The organism is Ruegeria sp. AH3, assembly GCF_056536265.1.
Map to the genome: position 1 here is coordinate 2,576,903 of NZ_JBQFJL010000001.1, position 19,000 is coordinate 2,595,902.

Below are 19,000 nucleotides of genomic sequence, written 5' to 3' on the forward strand. Positions count from 1 at the left end.
CTGATTGAATTCGTCGCTAATGCAGACAAACGCGCAGCGCAAAACTATGGGCGAACTACGTAAACTTATGGGGTGCGCGAAGTGTTATGCGCAAACCTACAGTGCCTCAGAAATCGAGGTTCTCAACGCTCAGTGCATTTTGCTGAATGAACTCGCGGCGCGGTTCGACCACATCTCCCATCAACTTGGTAAACAGATCGTCTGCCTCAACCATATCGTCTACCCGCACCTGCAACAAAGTTCGGGCGTCCGGGTCCAGTGTGGTTTCCCACAGCTGATCTGGGTTCATCTCGCCCAAACCTTTGTAGCGCTGCAGAGACAGGCCCTTTTCACCCTCTTCCAGAATGGCGCGCAACAGATCCAGCGGGCCGTGAATCATCTGTGAACGGTCACGGCGGATCAGGGTGGCTGGCGTACTGTAGACCTCTTGCAGGCTTTGCGTGAAGCTGCCGGTCTTGCGGGCCTCACCAGAACGCAGCATGGGGCCATCCAGCGTGCGGACCTCTTCGACACCGCGCAAGATACGGGCCAAACGGATACCGTGATCCTGCGTGATCCGACCCTGCCATCCGCGTTCATATTCCAGCGCGATCAGGTCGAGACGGGCCGCCACCTTGTCGGCCACGCCTTGCAGGTCGGCGTCGACCGCCCCTGGCACAAAGGCCCCTGCCACGGCAGCTTGTTCCAGAATGTGGCGCGGATAGTGGGTTGGGAAGGCATCCAATACGCGTTTCAACTGACGGGCTTCGTCGACCACGCGCGTCAGATCCTGACCTATGATCTCCTCGCCTGAGCCGAGTTTCAGCACCGCCCCTTCGACGCCCTGATTGATCAGGTAATCGTCCAGCGCGGCCTGATCTTTCAGGTAAACCTCTGATTTACCCCGAGAAACCTTGTATAGCGGCGGTTGCGCGATGTAGAGATACCCGCCCTCGATCAACTCTGGCATTTGCCGGTAGAAGAAGGTCAGCAGCAGCGTTCGGATATGCGCGCCGTCCACGTCGGCATCGGTCATGATGACGATCTTGTGGTAACGCAGTTTTTCGATGTTGAACTCATCGCGGCCAATGCCAGTGCCCAGCGCCATCACGAGGTTGCCGATTTCCTGAGACGACAACATCCGATCAAACCGCGCGCGTTCCACGTTCAGGATTTTCCCGCGTAGCGGCAGAACGGCTTGCGTCAGCCGGTCCCGGCCCGTTTGCGCCGAACCACCAGCCGAGTCACCCTCGACCAGGAAGACTTCGGTCTTGGATGGATCTTTCTCGGAGCAATCCTTCAGCTTACCCGCCAGATAGTTCACATCCATCGCCGTCTTGCGGCGGGTCAGTTCACGGGCCTTGCGCGCTGCCTCACGGGCCAGAGCCGCCTCGATGATCTTACCGACAATCCCCTTGGCCTCGTTCGGGTTTTCCTCGAACCACTCGGCCAGTTTTTCGTTCATCAGACCTTCGACCGCCGGGCGCACCTCGGACGAAACTAGTTTGTCTTTGGTCTGCGACGAGAATTTCGGATCAGGCACTTTCACAGACAACACGCAGGTCAAACCTTCGCGCGCATCGTCACCGGTGAAGCTGACCTTTTCCTTTTTCGCAATGCCGCTGGACTGTGCATAGTTGTTGATCGTTCGGGTCAGCGCGCCCCGGAATCCAGCCACATGAGTGCCGCCATCGCGCTGCGGGATGTTGTTGGTGAAGGGCAGCACCGTCTCGTGGTAGCTGTCATTCCACCACATGGCGATTTCGACGCCGATATCGTCGCGCTCACCCTTGATATAGATCGGCTCCGACATGGCCGGGGTCTTGGAGCGGTCGAGGTACTTTACGAATTCCTTGACGCCGCCTTCATAGAACAACTCTGTTTCCAGCCGTTCCGCCGGGCGTTCGTCGATCAAGATGATCCGCACACCCGAATTCAGGAAGGCCAACTCGCGCAGACGCTTTTCTAGCGTCTCAAACGAGTATTCAAGGTTCGAGAACGTGTTAGTCGATGCCAGAAACCGCACTTCGGTTCCCGTGCGGTCGCCGCACTCTTCCACGACTTTCAAATGTTCCGCTGTCTCACCACCCTCAAAGCGTGCGACATGCTCTTTTCCGGCACGCCAGATGCGCAGTTCCAGCCAATCGGACAGAGCGTTTACCACCGAAACGCCCACACCATGCAGGCCACCCGACACCTTGTAGGAATTGCTGTCGAACTTACCGCCAGCATGCAATTGGGTCATGATGACCTCAGCTGCCGACACACCCTCCTCCGGGTGAATATCCACCGGAATCCCGCGCCCGTTATCGCTGACTGAAACGCTGGAATCGGCGTGAATTTTGACGGTTACATGGTCGGCGTGACCTGCAAGAGCTTCGTCAATTCCGTTGTCGACAACCTCATACACCATGTGGTGCAGACCCGAACCATCATCCGTGTCGCCGATATACATGCCCGGGCGCTTGCGAACAGCCTCTAAGCCTTTGAGAACTTTAATGGAATCTGCGCCGTATTCCTGGGGTGCCTGTGCGTCTTCGGACATGCCGTTAGTACCTATATTATTTTGGTATGTTATACGTTTTCTGGTGGGGAATGTCACGCCATCCCCCAACATTTTGTGCCGCCGGGCGCTGTTTTTAGCTGATCACAGTCGATCCAGATCCGACGCGATATCGTCAGCGATTTCCGTTGCATTCACATCGCTGCGCTCTGCCGATAAACGCAGGCCCAGAATGTCGGATTGATAACGCGCGGCAAGACGGTCGGGGTCGTGCTCAGCACCGATTTCCCCCGCTGCCTGCGCTCTTCGAAAAAGGGTGGCGAAGCAGTCTTTCATCTCGGTCATATGGTAACTGGCCTTGTCCGCCAGCTCATGCCCCTTGGCCTGCAGTTCCGCATAGGTCTTCGCCAACATACAGGCCCGAGAAGGCATCTCACTTTCGTCAACCACCACATGCGGCTGTGCTTTCAACGCGCCTAGCGGCCCCATCTCTTCCGCCATCGCCATCAAACGTGCCACGCCATCTTGCGCGTAACGCTCCAACGTCAATGCGTACAGCGCATCCTTGGAGCCAAAGGCAGCGTAGAAACTGCCCGGCTTCAGATTCAACTCGCGCTCCAGATCCTTCAGTGATGTTCCGGCCCAGCCCTGGCGCCAGAACAAATCTCTGGCCTGCGCAATCAGCGCATCGCGGTCATACGAAGGTTTGCGGGGCATTGTCGTCACCAATTCTTGAACGTTCGCTCAAATATATACTTGAGTGATCACTCAATAAAGCCTAAATGTGAGTCGTCCCGCCAGAAACAGGAGTTTTGACATGGCAAACTTCCCTTCCCACGACCTTGAATCCGCCCCTGAAGCCTCCAAACCGCTGCTGGAGAAGTCTCAGGCCGCCTTCGGGCGTCTGCCCGGTCTGCACAAGGTTATGGCGGAAAGCCCCCAGCATCTTGAGGGCTATCAGGTTCTGCACGGTCTGTTCCTGCAAACCGATTTCGATAATGACGAGAAAACCGTTGTCTGGCAGACCATCAACGTGGAAAACGAATGCCACTACTGCGTGCCCGCCCATACTGGCATCGCCAAGATGATGAAGGTCTCGGACGAGATCACCGAAGCGCTGCGCAACGAAACGCCGCTGCCATCGGCCAAGCTTGAAGCGCTACGCACTTTCACCCTGCAAGTGATGGAGACCCGCGGCAACCCGACCGAGGAACAGCTGCAGGCGTTCTTCAACGCTGGTTACTCACATCGTGCAGTTCTGGACGTAGTTCTGGGTCTGGCGCAGAAAACCATGTCGAACTACGTCAACCACATGGCCAAAACTCCGGTCGATCAGGTCATGCGCGGCTTCCTGTGGGAACGCAAAGTCAGCGAGCCCGCCTAAGAGCCCACGACCGAGCCCTCATCGCCTTCGGTAACGACCAGCGTTTGGGCCCGATCCCCCAGTTCCGCAAATAGCTCAGGCCCGGTGCCCGTCATCCAGGCCTGAGCGCTCAGCGCGCAGATCTCATCATAGAGCGCCGCGCGTCGCCCAGCATCCAGATGTGCAGCCACCTCATCCAGCAAAACGATCGGAGGTGCACCCACCATCCCCGCCAACGCCCGTGCGTTCGATAAGATCAATGACACCAGCAGTGCCTTTTGCTCGCCGGTAGAACAATCCTTGGCAGGTACGCCTTTAGCAGCGAACACCCCATACAGGTCTGATCGATGCGGGCCTACCAATGTCCGGCCAGCAGCTAAATCGCGGAACCGGCTTTCGTTCAGCGCCTCGCGCAAGTCTGCCGCCGTCTCAGGCATCGCACCTTCGGTTTGCACCAGTTCCAGATCGGCAGAAGGAAAGGCCGTTTCCGCCTGATCTTGTGCCTCGCGCAAACGCCCCAGCGCCGTCAACCGCGTGGTGTGAATCCGATGCCCCGTCTCGGCCATCTGACTTTCCAAAGCCGTATACCAATGAGCGTCGCGCACCTGTTCTTTCAACAGCCGGTTTCGCTCTCGCATCGCCTTTTCATAGGTCAGGGACGCTTCGGCGTGTGAGGGATCGAAACTCAGCGCAATCCTGTCCAGAAACCGGCGGCGCCCTTCAGCCCCCTCGATCCACAGCCGGTCCATCGAAGGGATCAGCCAGACTACTCGCGCCAGCTTGCCCAGATCAATCTGACTGGCGGCTTTGCCATCAATTCGAACCTGCCGCGCCGCGCCGCCTTCAGACCAGGTCTCGATCTCATATTGCTGCCCTTGCGCCCGCAATAACCCGGATAACTTCCATCCCAGCGCCTCGGGCCGCCGCGTCATCTCAGCCGCACTCGCCCGCCGCATCCCGCGCCCGGGTGAAAACAGCGACACCGCTTCCAGAATATTGGTCTTCCCGGCCCCGTTCGGACCATGGATCGCCACAGGCCGTCCATCCAGAGACAACCGCACCAGCTTGTGCGACCGAAAATGCGAGACCGTAAGCTCGGTCAGGGCCAATCCCATGACCCCTCCCTATCGTTCGAGATCACCCGGATGAGGCAATCAGACACGCATCGGCATGACAACATAAACCGCGCTTTGGTCATTGCCCTCACGCATCAGGGTCGGATCGCCGGCCGAGTTGAACATGAACACCGCATTTTCACGATCCACCTGAGATGCGATCTCCAGCAGGTACTTGGCGTTGAACCCGATCTCCAATCGCTCATCGCCATAGGCCACGGCCAGTTCTTCCTCAGCCGCGCCGCTGTCCGGTGCGTTCACCGACAGGACCAGCTTGTCACCGTCCAATTGCAGTTTTACCGCGCGCGAGCGTTCCGAGGAAACCGTCGCCACCCGATCCACGGCCTGCGCAAATTCAGCTGCGTCCACTTCCAGCTTACGGGTGTTGCCCTGCGGGATAACGCGAGTGTAGTCGGGGAAAGTGCCGTCGATCACTTTCGAGGTCAGGGTGATATCCGGCGTCGCAAACCGTACCTTGGTTTCGCTGACCGAGACGGCGATGTCCATCTCGTCATCTTCCAGCAACTTGCGAAGCTCACCAACTGTTTTGCGCGGCACGATCACGCCGGGCATACCCGCCGCGCCATCCGGTAAATCCGCGTCGATCCGCGCCAGACGGTGCCCATCGGTGGCCACACAGCGCAACACCTTGCCACCCTCGGAACCATCGGCGACATGCATATAGACGCCATTCAGATAGTAACGCGTCTCTTCCGTCGAGATGGCGAATTTCGACTTGTCGAACAACCGCCGAAGCAGCGCCGCCGAAGCGGTAAAGTTCGACGCATATTCCGAGGATGCCATGACCGGAAAATCTTCTTTCGGCAGGGTCGCCAGAGAGAAATTCGACCGGCCAGCCTCAACCGTCAGGCGCCCTGCCGCGCTGTCGGCGGTCAGGGTGACCAACGCGCCATCAGGCAGCTTGCGGACAATTTCGTGCAGCGTTGTCGCGGCCACGGTCGTCGCGCCCGCTTTCTCGACCTGCGCCGGGGCCTTGTCGACCACTTCGATATCCAGATCAGTAGCGCGGAACTGAACCTGATCACCTTCCGCCTCAATCAGCACATTGGCCAGGATCGGGATCGTATTGCGACGTTCCACCACGGATTGGGCCTGTGAAACGGCCTTGAGAAGGGTGCCGCGTTCGATGCTGATCTTCATACCCTCAGTTCCTCTGACTTGCGTGCCACCATGGGCGGGACTGGCACGTTAGCGTCTCAGCCCTGAGGCACAAGGATTTTTTATGGATTTCTGGGTCGTAATGCCCAAAGCGTCAAGGGGCGCGTGCCCGCAAGGCGTCAGTTCAGGGCCGACCGTGGATTATGGCGCACAAGAAAACGCCCCGGGCGCGAGGATCCGGGGCGTTTTATTGATCAATGGGCGGGCTTAAGCCTCAAGCGCCCGGCGCAGCATTTCGACATCTTCGGCAATCTGCCCATCGGTTGTCTTAAGCTCTTCGATGCGCTTGACACCATGCATGACCGTGGTGTGGTCACGCCCGCCAAAACGGCGGCCAATCTCAGGCAATGAACGGCTGGTCAGCTGCTTGCACAGATACATCGCGACTTGACGCGGGCGGGCGTAGGACCGTAGGCGCTTGGGGCCGATGATATCGCTGAGGCGGATGTTGTAGTATTCCGAAACCTTACGCTGGATCTCTTCAACCGTAATCTTACGCTCGGAGGCACGCAGCACATCGGCCAGACAGTCCTGCGTCAGCTCCATATCGATCTCACGCCCGACCAGCGAAGCAAAGGCAAACAGGCGGGTAAGAGCACCTTCCAGCACGCGAACATTGGTCGAGATACGATGGGCAAGGAATTCCAGCACGCCATCGGCAATCGTCAGATCAGGATAGGTGCTGCTATATTGCTGAACCTTGTTCTGCAGGATGCCTAAGCGCAGTTCGTAATCGGTGGGATGCAGATCGACGACCAGACCACATTGCAGGCGCGATTTCACGCGCTCCTCAAGGTCCTTGATCTCACCCGGCGCGCGATCCGCCGAGATAATGATCTGTTTGTTCTGATCCACTAGCGCGTTGAACGTGTGAAAGAACTCTTCCTGGGTGGAGTCCTTGCCCGCGATGAACTGCACGTCATCGACCATCAGAACATCGACCGAGCGGAAAAGGTGTTTGAAATCCATCATCCGACGTTCGCGCAAGGCCTGCACAAAACGGTACATGAACTGTTCCGCCGACAGGTACAGCACGTTCAGTTCGGGATGTTTGGTCTTCAGCTCCCACGCAATCGCATGCATCAGGTGTGTCTTACCCAGACCGACACCACCATAGAGCACCAGCGGATTGAAGGTGACCGGACCGCCTTCGGACACGCGGCGTGCGGCGGCATGGGCCAGTTCGTTGGGCTTGCCCACTACGAAGCTGTCAAAAGTGAAACGCGCATCCAGCGGGGCCGCCTGCAGCGCTTCCAGCGCATCGTTGGTCGTATCAACCATCACCGGTTGTGGTGCGCTCACGGGTTGAGCGGTCTCGGTCTGAGCCGGGCGCGCCGCAGAATTTGCGGCCGTGCGAAAGGCCAAACGCTGCACGGTCTCGCCTGCGGTGTTCAGTTCGTACAAAATGAGGTCGGCGAAATTCTGGCTGACATAGTTACCCATGAAATTGGTCGGTGCCGAAAAAACCGCCACACCGTCCTGCAGCTCTTCAAATTTCAGAGGTTCGATCCAGGTGGTGAAGTTGTTCTTACCAACAGCCTTCATCAACTTGTTTCGCAGTTGTCCCCATTTCTCTTGTGTCATTCGGCGCCTCACGCATCCCATATTTATTGACCTTCCGGCCTTATTAATGTGTCCCGCTTCCCGGGCCTTATCGCGCTCACACACAAGGATACCTGCACCAAACCGGATGGTTTGGCGGGTAAAGTCGAATATCAGCACACCCCAATGCGAACTGCCCCAGAAATGGGGGCACACCCGGTACCCGGGATGCGCATGACATTCCAATTTTCGACAGGGCTAGGATAATCGGAAACCCGACACCCAGAGCAGATCGTCCACCCGGCCGAAGCCGGTTTTCGAACATTCGTTCCGAAATCCTTCCGATGCCCGTCGGTCAGATCATTGGAACAGCCTGTCCCCCCAAGCGAGTGAATCGCTGATACAGTGGTAGCAAGAGGCCAAGGGCGCGAGCAATGAAACTCTGATATTGACTCGTGTCTGAGACAGAAAGAATCTCTCGGTTTCGTGAAGGCGCGGCTTTCCGGCAACAATGAAAAAGGCGCCGCGATATGCGGCGCCTTTTTTACAGATCAACGCTTGACGCGTTTTCTCAAAGAATCAGCCCAGCGCTTTGACGCGCGCCGACAGGCGCGACATTTTGCGGGACGCGGTGTTCTTGTGGAAGACGCCTTTGGTGACGCCACGCATCAGCTCGGGCTGAGCGGCACGCAGGGCTGCGGTGGCCGCGTCTTTGTCGCCCGATGCGATGGCTTCTTCAACTTTGCGCAGATAGGTGCGGATGCGCGAACGACGTGCTTTGTTAACAGCGAAACGCTTTTCGTTCTGACGTGCGCGCTTCTTAGCCTGGGGCGAGTTTGCCATGTGTCTCTGACCTTTTGTTCGGTACGGTTATCAAGGGTTGCGCGCCACGGAATTATCCGCACCGGATCAGAAATCACGAGTGTGAGTCGGGCCAAGCGGGCCGCACGCGCATGTATGACGGCGGTCTCTATCCAAGTTTGCAGGGTTTGCCAAGCCAATTCTCGCGCCGAGCACATCGGGTATGAAAAAAGGCGGGCCATGCCCGCCTGTCTCGTCGTGTCTTGCTGCTTGCTATTTGTCGCGGAACTGCGCCGCGCGTTTTTCCAGAAATGCAGCCATGCCCTCTTTCTGATCTTCCGTCGCAAACATCGAGTGAAACACCCGGCGCTCGAACAACAGCCCTTCGCTGAGCGGTAGTTCATAACTGCGGTTCACAGCCTCTTTGGCTGCCGCTGCCGTCAGCAAGGATTTCTCGGCAATCTTCTGCGCGGCACCCATAGCCTCTTCAATAAGCTTCTTCGCGGGGACGACGCGGCTGACAAGACCTGCGCGTTCTGCCTCTTCGGCGTCCATGAAGCGGCCGGTCAGGTTCATGTCCATCGCTTTCGATTTGCCAACAAAGCGCGTCAGTCGCTGCGTGCCACCAATACCGGCGATCACACCCAGATTGATCTCTGGCTGGCCGAACTTGGCCGTATCCGCTGCGATGATGAAATCGCACATCATGGCCACTTCACAGCCACCGCCCAGCGCATATCCCGCCACAGCCGCAATGATCGGCTTACGGATTGCCGAGATACGGTCATTGGCAGATGCAAAGAGATCTGCGTTGAACACGTCGACAAAGCTCATCTCGGACATTTCCTTGATGTCCGCGCCTGCGGCAAAGGCCTTTTCCGATCCAGTGAGTACGATGCACCGCACCTTGTCATTGCGATCGGCATCTTCAAGAGCCTCGCAAAGTTCACCCACCAGCTGGGTGTTCAACGCATTCATCGCGTCGGGTCGGTCGAGTTTGATAAGGGCGACGTGGTCTTCGATTTCGACGATGATCGTCTCAAAAGCCATGAGGTTAAAGCTTCCGGTTGTTCCGTTCAGGTACGATTCCTTACCACGCGATTTCGCTGGATCAAGTTATCTTTGGCATTGCGCACAATAGAAGGATGAGCGACCGGACTGAGTGATTCTCTTGATCGACGCGCCACATCCTTCGGTGCGGCAGGGCTCACCTTCGCGACCGTAGACGTCAAAGCTGTGCTGAAAATATCCAAGCTCTCCATCGGCTTGCCGGAAATCGCGCAAGGACGAGCCGCCCGCTTCGATGGCCTCCTGCAGCACCTGCCGAATGATCGGAACCAGCGCGGCAACGCGCGGCACAGAAATCTGACCTGCTTTGCGACGTGGCGACACACCGCCGCGATAAAGCGCCTCGCAGACGTAGATATTGCCCAGTCCGGCAACGATTCCCTGATCCAGAAGCGCCGATTTGGTCGGCGTGTTCTTGCCTCGAAAGGCGTCGATCAGGTGTTGTTCGTGAAAATCATTGCCCAAAGGTTCGGGCCCCAGAACCGACAGCAGCTTGTGCTGTTCTGCCGTTGCCGTAGGCAGCAGATCCATCGCCCCGAACCGGCGCGGATCGTTGAAGGTTATGCGCGCACCATTGGCCATGTGAATCACCACATGATCATGTTTCTGCGTCATCGGATGTTCATGTGCATACTGTCCCAGCGGGTCACCCGACACCGTCATCCGCCCAGACATGCCCAGATGGATCAGCAACGTCTCACCGCTGCTGAGATCGGCAAGAATGTATTTCGACCGCCGCCACAGCCGCTCCACCCGCTGGCCCGTCAGACGCTCGGCCATCCGATCCGGGAAGGGCCAGCGCAGATCGGGGCGATTCACATCCGCCCTATCGATCACCACGCCCTCCATCGCGGGGCTCAGGCCGCGTCTTACTGTCTCGACCTCGGGCAATTCGGGCATTTGGTGCTCCTAAATCAAAGGGCCGCATTGTGCCCCGGTTCCAGAGCCCTATAACAGAGGCGAAATTCGACAAACGGCAAGGCAAATGTCCGACAACAGCGACAAGACCACTCATTTCGGGTTTGAAACCGTCCGCGAGGCTGAAAAGGCCGGGCGTGTGCAGGGCGTGTTCAACTCGGTCGCCTCGAAATACGACGTGATGAACGATGTCATGTCGATGGGCATCCACCGGGTTTGGAAAGACGCGATGATGGACTGGCTAGCCCCCCGCCCCGGACAGCGCCTGCTGGACGTCGCGGGCGGCACCGGCGACATATCCTTCCGCTTCCTCAAACGCGCGGGTCACGGCCACGCCACCGTTCTGGATCTGACTGAGCCGATGCTGGTCGAAGGCCGTCAGCGCGCCGAAGCCGATCAGATGGCCGACAGCCTGAACTGGGTGGTGGGCGACGCGATGGCGCTGCCCTTCGAGGATAACACATTCGACGTCTACACAATCTCCTTCGGCATCCGGAACGTTACCCGCCCGCAAGAGGCGCTGAACGAAGCCTATCGCGTGTTGAAACCCGGTGGTCGCCTGATGGTGCTGGAATTCAGTCAGTTGCCCAATGACGGGCTGCAAAAGCTCTATGACCTCTACAGCTTCAACGTCATCCCACGTATGGGCAAGCTGATCGCCAATGACTACGACAGCTATCAGTACCTTGTGGAATCAATCCGCAAGTTCCCCGATCAGGAGACATTTCTGAACATGGTCCGCACTGCCGGGTTCGAAAACGCCAAGTACCGCAACCTGAGCATGGGCATTGCCGCTTTGCATTCCGGCTGGAAAATCTAGATGCGCGGCCCTCACAACATCATCCGCCTGATCCGCACAGGCGCCACTTTGGAGCGCACAGGCGCCATGAACGTGGTGCTCGACGCGTTCGAGGCCCCGCGTGCGCTGCGGATCGTCGCACACACATTGGGCAAACCCTTCCAATGGCTGGGCTACAAGGGTGACCCCGAGATGCCGCCTGCCACCCGCGCCCTCACGGCCTTGGGCCCGGCCTATATCAAATTCGGCCAGGTGCTTTCGACCCGCCCCGACGTGGTTGGCGACGAGTTGGCAGAACAGTTGCGTGTGCTGCAGGACAAGCTCCCGCCCTTCTCCAAATCCGAAGCGATGGCCGAGGTGGAAAAGGAATTGGGCCAGCCCGTCGCCGAGGTTTTCAGCGAATTCAGCGAACCCATCGCCGCGGCGTCAATCGCACAGGTTCACAAAGCCAAGCTGGTCAGCACCGGCGAGTATGTCGCCGTCAAAGTCCTGCGCCCCGGTATCGAACGCGCCTTCCGCAAGGATGTCGACGCCTTCTATTTCGCTGCCCGCATCGTGCAACTCTTCGCCCCCGGCGCGCGCCGCCTGCGCCCGATGGAAGTGATCGAACATTTCGACGGCGTCGTGCGCGGAGAACTGGACCTGCGTCTCGAAAGCGCTGCGGCCTCGGAGTACGCCGCCAATACCAAGGATGATGCAGGGTTCTGGCTTCCCCCCGTGGTCTGGTCCCTGTCAGCCCGCCGGGTGATGACGCTCAGCTGGGCCGATGGCGTTCCACTGGGCGAAAACACAGCCCTGGATGCCGCTGGTCACAATCGCCCCGACCTCGCCGAACGTGTCCTGCGCATGTTCCTTCTTCACGCCCTGCGTGACGGCTTTTTCCACGCCGACATGCATCAGGGCAACCTGAAGGTCGCCGCAAACGGAGACATCATCGCTTATGATTACGGCATCATGGGCCATATCGACGAATACACCCGCCGGGTCTACGCGGAGATCCTCTTCGGCTTCATCCGCCGCGACTATAAACGCGTGGCCGAGGTCCATTTCGAAGCCGGGTATGTCCCCGCCGATCAGGACGTGGACGAATTCGCCCGCGCCCTGCGCGCTGTCGGAGAGCCCATATTCGGCATGGACGCCACCCATATCTCAATGGGCCGCCTGCTGAACTACCTGTTCGAGGTGACCGAGCGCTTCGGCATGGAAACCCGCACCGAACTGATCCTGCTGCAACGTACGATGGTGGTGGTCGAAGGCGTCGCGCGCTCGCTGGATCCGCATATCAACATCTGGGAAGTCGCCCGCCCTGTGGTCGAGGATTACATCAAGAAGTCCATCGGCCCCCGCGCCGCCCTTAGGGATTTCGGCAAAACGGCTCTGGTGCTGGCCCGCTTTGGCCCCCGCCTACCCGCGCTGGTCGAAAATGCCTTGATCGCCCAGACTCAGAAAGACGATTCAAAGGCGAACGGTTTCACCGCAAGCCTCTTGCCAGTGGCAATTGGCGCGGCCGCAGGAATCGCAATAACGCTGTTGATCTCGGCTCTCGGCTGACACCGATCCGCCTTCTTCATCTGGCTAAAAATATCTTCGGGGGGAATCGCGCCCAAGCGCGATGGGGGGCAGACAGCCCCCCTGCCCGACCCAACGTCAGAGCCGCTCTATGGCAATAGCAATCCCCTGACCACCACCGATACACATGGTGATCAGGCCTTTTGAACCACCCGTGCGCTCCAACTCATACAGAGCTTTCAGCGTAATGATCGCACCGGTTGCGCCCACCGGATGGCCCAATGCAATCGCACCGCCATTCGGGTTGACCTTCGCGGCATCCAGCCCCAGCTCTTTGTTCACCGCCAGCGCTTGGGCTGCAAAGGCCTCGTTGCTTTCGATCACGTCAAAGTCGCTCACCGACAAACCGGTTTTGGCCATCAGGTTCTGCACCGCCGGGACCGGACCGATCCCCATAACCTCGGGCCGAACACCCGCATGGGCATAACCCAGAATCCGCGCCTTCGGTTTCAAACCGGCTTTCTCAGCCGCATCTGCTGTGGCCAGAACCATCGCCGCTGCACCGTCATTGATGCCCGAGGCGTTCCCCGCCGTCACGCGGCCCTCTTTCTTAAAGACCGGGCGCAGGCCAGCCAGTACTTCGGCCGTGGTTGCCTTGGGATGCTCGTCCACCTTGAAGTCGACCATGTCGCGCCTGACCTTGACCTGAACCGGGGCGATCTGGGTTTCGAAATATCCGGCCTCTATCGCCGCCGCAGCGCGACTCTGGCTGACAACCGCAAACTCATCCATCTGTTCGCGCGTGATCTGGTGTTCATCTGCGACGTTTTCCGCGGTCACGCCCATATGCCCAGTGCCGAAGGGACAGTTCAGCGCGCCCAGCATCATGTCCAGCGAGGTGATGTCGCCCATCTTCGCACCCCAACGCGATTGGGGTACGATATAAGGGCTCCGCGACATGCTCTCGGCCCCGCCTGCTACAGCGAAATCTGCATCACCCAGCATCAGCGATTGCACAGCCGAGACTATCGCCTGTGCTCCGGAACCACACAGACGGTTCACATTCATCGCTGGCGTGCCATTTGGAATTCCGGCCTGCATGGCAGCAACCCGAGACAGATACATGTCACGCGGTTCGGTATTGATCACGTGACCAAAAACAACATGACCAACCTGCGCGCCTTCGACACCCGAACGCTCCAGTGCCGCTTCTGTTGCGACAGTTGCCAGATCGATCGGCGCTGTTGATGCCAAAGCGCCACCAAATGTGCCTATGGCCGTACGCGCACCATCCAGAATCACTACGTCAGTCATGTTCTCTCCTCCAAAATCCTGCGCATTATGCACTTGCAGCATGATCTTCATATTAGACTCTCTGTCACGCCCGGAATTGACATTACGTTGCGCAACACGCATGGATTCCGTCATGACGGAAAATACAGACGATATCCTGAACCGCCTGCCCGCCCGACTGAAAGAGGCGCGCCGAGCCAAGGGTTTGTCTTTGGAGGCTGTTGCCAATCTAAGCGGCGTCTCCCGCTCCATGGTCAGCCAGATCGAGCGTGGCGAAAGCAGCCCAACCATCTCGACTCTTTGGAATCTGACCCGCGCTCTGCAGGTTGATTTCGCGGGATTGCTTGAGGAAACCAAGACAAGTGATCAGATCGAGACCCTCAGAAAATCGGAAGTGCCCAGCATCGACAACATGGGCGAGAAATGCCGGATTCGCATCCTCTCTCCGCCGGAAGAAGCAGGCGGGCACGAGGTCTACGATATACAACTTCAAGCGGGTGGAAGCCTGAACAGCCAACCCCATGCGCGGGGCGCGCGCGAACAGCTGACCGTGTTGGAAGGCGCGGTCCGCGTCACCTCGGGCACCGCTGTCAGCGATCTGCAACAAGGGGACACCGCTCGGTATGCTGCCGATATCGCGCATTCCATCGCCGCCGATGGTCCGGCCCGGGTTTTCCTGATTGTAAAGAACGCCTGACTTGGCGAAATTCCGCCTTCACGGAATTTTTTCCTTGATACTGTAATTCCCCTATTTGGGAAATTTGTCCGCTATGTTAGACGTGCGACTCAGTTAAACGGAGGTCGCCATGGCTGATTCATTCCTGTCCCATATCTCGGATACACTCGCACAGATTGAGGCTGAGGGTCTCTACAAGCGCGAACGAATGATCACCTCGCCTCAGGGCGGTGAGATTACGGTGGGCGACAAACGGGTCATCAACCTATGCGCCAACAACTATCTGGGTCTCGCCGATCATCCCGCGCTGATCGACGCCGCCAAAGCGACGATGGAGCCGAAAGGGTTCGGCATGGCCTCGGTCCGGTTCATCTGCGGCACACAGGATATTCACCGTGAGTTGGAACAGAAGCTGGCCAGGTTCCTGAACAAGGACGACGCGATCCTGTTCGCCGCCTGTTTCGATGCCAACGGAGGACTGTTTGAGCCCTTGTTAGGGCCTGAAGACGCCATCATCTCGGACAGCCTGAACCATGCCTCGATCATCGACGGGGTGCGTCTGTGCAAGGCGAAACGCTATCGCTACCTGAACAACGACATGAACGACCTCGAAGCCTGGCTGAAACAGGCGCGCGAAGACGGGGCGCGGCACATCATGATCGCCACTGACGGTGTGTTTTCAATGGACGGTTATCTGGCCAACCTGCCGAAAATCCGCGAACTGGCCGACAAATATGATGCAATCGTCATGGTCGATGACTGCCACGCGACGGGCTTCATGGGGCCAAACGGTGCGGGTACACCAGACCATTTCGGCGTCGATGTGGACATTCTGACAGGAACTTTGGGCAAGGCACTTGGGGGGGCAATCGGCGGTTATATCGCCGGGCCGCAGCCAGTGATCGACCTGCTGCGGCAGCGGGCGCGGCCCTATCTGTTCTCAAACTCGCTGCCGCCATCCATCGTTGCTGCCGGGCTCGAAGCGATCCGTCTGGTTGAAGAGGGAGACATGCTGCGCGCCCAGCTGTTCGGCAACGCCAGATACTGGCGCGCTGGTTTGGAGAAACTGGGCTTCGACCTGTTGCCCGGTGAGCATCCGATCATCCCGGTGATGCTGGGCGAAGCAACTCTGGCGCAAGAAATGGCGTCGCGGTTGTTTGATGAAAGGGTCTATGTCTCAGGCTTCTTCTTCCCGGTCGTTCCGCGCGGTCAGGCCCGGATAAGAACGCAGATGAACGCCGCCCTGACCCGGGATGAGTTGGATCGCGCGCTTGCCGCCTTTGGAAAAGTTGGCAAAGAGTTAGGAGTGATTTCGTGATCCTGCCTTCTGTCATTGACGCAATCGGGAACACGCCTCTGGTCGACCTGAAACGCGTATGCAAGAAACTGGATCTGGACGGGCGCATTCTGGCCAAGCTGGACTATCTGCTGCCCGGATTCTCCAAGAAGGATCGCGCCGCAAAGTCGATTATTGAGTTGGCCCGCGCAGACGGAACTCTGACACCTGGGCAAACGGTTGTCGAGCTGACTTCGGGCAATATGGGCACCGGTCTGGCCATTGTCTGCGGCATTCTTGGTCATCCGTTCATCGCTGTGATGAGTGCTGGAAACTCGGTCGAACGCGCCCGCATGATGCGGGCACTGGGGGCCGAAGTTGTTATCGTTCCGCAAGCCGAAGGCAGTAGGCCCGGCGAAGTCTCGGGTGCCGATCTGGCACTGGTGGACGAGGCGGCGCAGCGTATCACGATCGAACGCCGCGCCTTTCGAGCCGATCAATTCGGTCATTCCGGCAACCCCACGGCCCATGCCACCGGAACCGGACCCGAAATATGGGTACAGTCAGACGGGGCTGTAACAGCATTCTGTGACTTCGCAGGGTCCGGCGGAACTTTGGCCGGAGCCGCGGAGTACCTTACGCCTCGCGGTGTCCGATGCTATGTAGTCGAACCTGCCGGAGCGCGCGCGTTGGCGGGGGCAACGGTAGACATTCCAGATCACCCCATCCAGGGCGGAGGCTACGCGATGGCCGATCTGACTCATTTACGTGCAACAACGCTTGCTGGTCACCTGTCGGTTTCCGGGGACGCCGCGCGGGACTGCGCCCGACTTCTGGCCCGGACCGAGGGCATTTTTGCGGGCTACTCAGCTGGTGCAAACCTTGCTGCGGCCGTCGAACTGCTACGCGGACCGGAAAAGGGCGGCTGCGTCGCCATCGTCATGTGTGACAGCGGCCTGAAATACCTGTCCACCGATTTGTGGGAGTGAGCCTATGAGATCCAACACTATGAAAGCGCTGGAGAAATCCAAGCCAGAGGAAGGTTTGTGGATGGTGCAGGCTCCGGTCCCGGAAATCGGCCCGGACGAGGTTCTGATCCGCATCAATAAAACCGGCATCTGCGGCACCGACATACATATCTGGAACTGGGATGAATGGGCCTCGCACACGGTGCCCGTCCCGATGATCACCGGTCACGAATTCGCCGGAGAGATTGTCGAGATCGGGCGCAATGTGACTGGTCTGGAAATCGGTCAGCGCTGCTCGGGCGAGGGGCATCTGATCACCACCGACAGCCGTCAGAGCCGCGCGGGCAAGTTTCATCTCGACCCTGGTACGCGGGGGATTGGGGTCAATGAACAGGGTGCCTTCGCGCAATACCTGAAACTGCCTGCCTTCAATGTCGTCCCCCTGCCCGACGATGTGCCCGATGAAATTGGGGCGATCCTCGATCCGCTGGGCAATGCCGTGCACACCGCGCTCAGCTTCGATCTTCTGGGCGAAGACGTGCTGATAACGGGTGCAGGTCCTATCGGCATCATGGCCGCTGCAGTCGTGCGGCATGCGGGGGCACGGCATGTCGTGATTACCGATATCAACCCCGATCGCCTGACATTGGCCCAGCATGTTGTGCCAACCCTGCGCACCGTCAATGTCTCGAAAGAGGATTTGCAGGACGTGATTGCCGAACTGGGCATGTCACAAGGCTTTGACGTGGGGCTGGAGATGTCCGGCTCGCAAGCGGCGTTGGACCAGATGGTCGAGGCTTTGGTGATGGGCGGCAAGATCGCATTGCTGGGGATTCCCCCCGGGAAATCTCCGGTCGATTGGTCGCGGATCGTGTTCAAGGCCATAACGATCAAGGGTGTCTATGGCCGCGAGATGTTCGAGACCTGGTACAAGATGATCGCCATGCTGCAAAACGGGCTGGACGTGAGCCGGGTGATCACTCACCGGTTCTCGGTCGATGATTTTGCCCAGGGTTTTGCGGCGATGAAGTCCGGTCAGTCGGGCAAGGTGGTTCTCGACTGGATCTAACGCTCTGGAACCGCGCGGGTTTTGTCCCTAAACAAGGGTGAACCCGCGCGTTTGGAGGAGCACATGGGCGATAAGGACAGGTATCTGGAACGAGGGATCGAAGAGTCTTTGGTCACCGACTTCACAGAAACTCACCGCAAAAGCTACGGCGATTTTCTGCAGCTCAAGACACTGCTGAATCTGCAAAAAACCTTTCAGGACCCCGCCCAACCCGACGAGATGCTGTTTATCATCATCCATCAGGTCAGCGAGCTGTGGCTGAAACTGATGCACCACCAACTCGTCGAAGTACGCCGGTTCCTGCAGCAGGATGCGTTTGGTCCGGCGATGAAGAACCTCGACCGGGTGAAAGCGATCCAGCGGCAATTGATCGCGTCGTGGGAAACACTACTGACCATGACGCCCGCCGATTACATGACGTTTCGGCAGGCTTTGGGCAGTTCTTCGGGTTTCCAAAGCTATGGGTATCGCCAGATTGAGTTCATTCTGGGCAACAAGGATGCCTCGACTCTGAAAGTGCACGCACATGACCCCGAAGTCATGGAGATGCTGAACGCAGCGCTCACCAAGCCGTCGCTCTATGACGAAGTATTACACATGCTGGCCCGGCAGGGATTTGACGTGCCCCGGGACCTGATCGAGCGGGATTATGGACAGCCATATTCCGGCGATCCACGCGTCGTGAAAATCTGGGTCGAGGTGTTCCGCAACACCGACAAACACTGGGATCTCTACGCTCTGGCCGAAAAGCTGATGGATGTGGAATCCCTGTTCCAGCGTTGGCGGTTCGACCATGCAACGGCAGTTGAGCGCGTGATCGGCATGCAGCCCGGAACGGGTGGTTCCAGCGGTGTGGCCTTTCTGCGCAAGGCGCTGGAACTACGGTTCTTCCATGATCTCTACGATGTACGGACCGAACTGATGTATGCGGGGGATTAAGCC

Annotated in this window: 17 protein-coding genes; 8 read left to right on the plus strand and 9 right to left on the minus strand. The window is 58.4% G+C overall.

The features are described from left to right. Nucleotides 1-106: 106 nt before the first annotated feature. Nucleotides 107-2,524, minus strand: a complete 2,418-nt coding sequence (gene gyrB / locus ACR3EM_RS12985) for a DNA topoisomerase (ATP-hydrolyzing) subunit B (protein ID WP_480471080.1) — start codon at nt 2,522-2,524, stop codon at nt 107-109. Between the two features lie 102 nt (nt 2,525-2,626). Next, nucleotides 2,627-3,199 carry a TetR/AcrR family transcriptional regulator gene (locus tag ACR3EM_RS12990; RefSeq protein WP_480471081.1) on the minus strand — a complete coding sequence of 191 codons (573 nt, stop codon included), beginning with the start codon at nt 3,197-3,199 and terminating at the stop codon, nt 2,627-2,629. 100 nt (nt 3,200-3,299) lie between these two features. On the opposite strand from ACR3EM_RS12990, the gene ACR3EM_RS12995 reads away from it, so the two are divergent. Beyond that, complete coding sequence (locus ACR3EM_RS12995) at nt 3,300-3,866, plus strand: carboxymuconolactone decarboxylase family protein (protein ID WP_480471082.1); 567 nt, start codon at nt 3,300-3,302, stop codon at nt 3,864-3,866. On the opposite strand, the gene recF is transcribed toward ACR3EM_RS12995, so the two are convergent. The 6 genes from recF to mutM form a co-directional block, all read right to left on the minus strand. Next, a complete protein-coding gene (gene recF / locus ACR3EM_RS13000; RefSeq protein WP_480471083.1) occupies nt 3,863-4,960 on the minus strand; it encodes a DNA replication/repair protein RecF in 1,098 nt (365 codons plus the stop codon). The genes ACR3EM_RS12995 and recF overlap by 4 nt on opposite strands. A gap of 39 nt (nt 4,961-4,999) precedes the next feature. Then, nucleotides 5,000-6,121 (minus strand): DNA polymerase III subunit beta, encoded by a 1,122-nt coding sequence (gene dnaN / locus ACR3EM_RS13005; protein WP_480471084.1) that lies wholly within the window; start codon nt 6,119-6,121, stop codon nt 5,000-5,002. Nucleotides 6,122-6,346: 225 nt separating this feature from the next. Next, a complete protein-coding gene (dnaA, locus tag ACR3EM_RS13010) occupies nt 6,347-7,723 on the minus strand; it encodes a chromosomal replication initiator protein DnaA (protein ID WP_480471085.1) in 1,377 nt (458 codons plus the stop codon). 537 nt (nt 7,724-8,260) lie between these two features. Beyond that, nucleotides 8,261-8,524: a 30S ribosomal protein S20 gene (gene rpsT, locus ACR3EM_RS13015; RefSeq protein WP_142638226.1), complete on the minus strand. Its 264-nt coding sequence runs from the start codon at nt 8,522-8,524 to the stop codon at nt 8,261-8,263. Nucleotides 8,525-8,755: 231 nt separating this feature from the next. Beyond that, on the minus strand, nt 8,756-9,532 hold the full coding sequence (locus tag ACR3EM_RS13020; protein ID WP_480471086.1) for an enoyl-CoA hydratase: 777 nt from the start codon (nt 9,530-9,532) through the stop codon (nt 8,756-8,758). Between the two features lie 66 nt (nt 9,533-9,598). Continuing rightward, nucleotides 9,599-10,450, minus strand: a complete 852-nt coding sequence (mutM, locus tag ACR3EM_RS13025; protein ID WP_480471087.1) for a bifunctional DNA-formamidopyrimidine glycosylase/DNA-(apurinic or apyrimidinic site) lyase — start codon at nt 10,448-10,450, stop codon at nt 9,599-9,601. An 85-nt stretch (nt 10,451-10,535) separates the two neighbouring features. Here mutM and ubiE point away from each other — a divergent pair, with 85 nt between their 5' ends. Together ubiE and ubiB are read left to right on the plus strand one after the other, a co-directional pair. Further along, a complete protein-coding gene (ubiE, locus tag ACR3EM_RS13030) occupies nt 10,536-11,288 on the plus strand; it encodes a bifunctional demethylmenaquinone methyltransferase/2-methoxy-6-polyprenyl-1,4-benzoquinol methylase UbiE (protein WP_480471088.1) in 753 nt (250 codons plus the stop codon). Further along, complete coding sequence (gene ubiB, locus ACR3EM_RS13035; RefSeq protein WP_480471089.1) at nt 11,289-12,818, plus strand: 2-polyprenylphenol 6-hydroxylase; 1,530 nt, start codon at nt 11,289-11,291, stop codon at nt 12,816-12,818. 96 nt (nt 12,819-12,914) lie between these two features. On the opposite strand, the gene ACR3EM_RS13040 is transcribed toward ubiB, so the two are convergent. Next, entirely contained in the window at nt 12,915-14,090 is a 1,176-nt protein-coding gene (locus ACR3EM_RS13040) for an acetyl-CoA C-acyltransferase family protein (RefSeq protein ID WP_480471090.1), read from the minus strand. Between the two features lie 112 nt (nt 14,091-14,202). On the opposite strand from ACR3EM_RS13040, the gene ACR3EM_RS13045 reads away from it, so the two are divergent. From ACR3EM_RS13045 to ACR3EM_RS13065, 5 genes are all read left to right on the plus strand, one after another. After that, nucleotides 14,203-14,766, plus strand: a complete 564-nt coding sequence (locus tag ACR3EM_RS13045; protein ID WP_480471091.1) for a helix-turn-helix domain-containing protein — start codon at nt 14,203-14,205, stop codon at nt 14,764-14,766. Nucleotides 14,767-14,875: 109 nt separating this feature from the next. After that, complete coding sequence (locus tag ACR3EM_RS13050) at nt 14,876-16,063, plus strand: glycine C-acetyltransferase (RefSeq protein ID WP_480471092.1); 1,188 nt, start codon at nt 14,876-14,878, stop codon at nt 16,061-16,063. Continuing rightward, the gene (locus ACR3EM_RS13055) at nt 16,060-17,010 is read left to right on the plus strand and encodes a PLP-dependent cysteine synthase family protein (protein ID WP_480471093.1); all 951 of its coding nucleotides are present in this window, start codon (nt 16,060-16,062) and stop codon (nt 17,008-17,010) included. Before ACR3EM_RS13050 ends, ACR3EM_RS13055 begins: the two co-directional genes overlap by 4 nt. Nucleotides 17,011-17,029: 19 nt before the next feature. Further along, on the plus strand, nt 17,030-18,058 hold the full coding sequence (gene tdh / locus ACR3EM_RS13060) for an L-threonine 3-dehydrogenase (RefSeq protein ID WP_480471930.1): 1,029 nt from the start codon (nt 17,030-17,032) through the stop codon (nt 18,056-18,058). A gap of 63 nt (nt 18,059-18,121) precedes the next feature. Next, nucleotides 18,122-18,997, plus strand: a complete 876-nt coding sequence (locus ACR3EM_RS13065) for a tryptophan 2,3-dioxygenase (RefSeq protein WP_480471094.1) — start codon at nt 18,122-18,124, stop codon at nt 18,995-18,997. Nucleotides 18,998-19,000: the final 3 nt, after the last annotated feature.